1 pseudogene is annotated in these 592 nt (G+C 65.5%); it reads left to right on the plus strand.

From position 1 onward, the window contains the following. Nucleotides 1-592, plus strand: a pseudogene (locus G3N94_RS41945) (ABC transporter ATP-binding protein); the annotation flags it as partial.

The raw sequence follows: 592 nt of genomic DNA on the forward strand, positions 1-592 counted from the left end.
CTCGTCGAAGAACGCAACACCGCGAAGACCGTCACCATCGGCATCCTCACCGCGGCGTTCGTGATTGCCGCGCCGATCATCATCGGCGCAGCAGGCGGCAACTACTGGGTCCGCGTGCTCGACTTCGCGATGCTGTACGTGATGCTCGCGCTCGGCCTGAACGTGGTGGTCGGCTTCGCGGGCCTGCTCGACCTCGGCTACATCGCGTTCTACGCGGTGGGCGCGTACACGGCGGCGTTGCTGAGCTCGCCGCACCTGACCTCGCAGTTCGAGTGGATCGCGAACCTCGCGCCCGGCGGGTTGCACGTGCCGTTCCTGATCATCGTGCCGATCGCGATGGCGATCGCCGCGATCTTCGGGATCTTGCTCGGCGCGCCGACGCTGCGCCTGCGCGGCGACTACCTCGCGATCGTCACGCTCGGCTTCGGTGAAATCGTGCGGATCTTCATGAACAACCTCGACCGCCCGGTGAACATCACGAACGGCCCGAAGGGGATCACGGGGATCGATCCGGTGCACGTCGGCGACTTCAGCCTCGCGCAGACGCACTCGCTGTTCGGCATCCAGCTGCCGTCGGTCTACATGTACTACT

The organism is Burkholderia sp. Ac-20353 (assembly GCF_017104785.1).
Classification (GTDB): Bacteria; Pseudomonadota; Gammaproteobacteria; order Burkholderiales; family Burkholderiaceae; genus Burkholderia.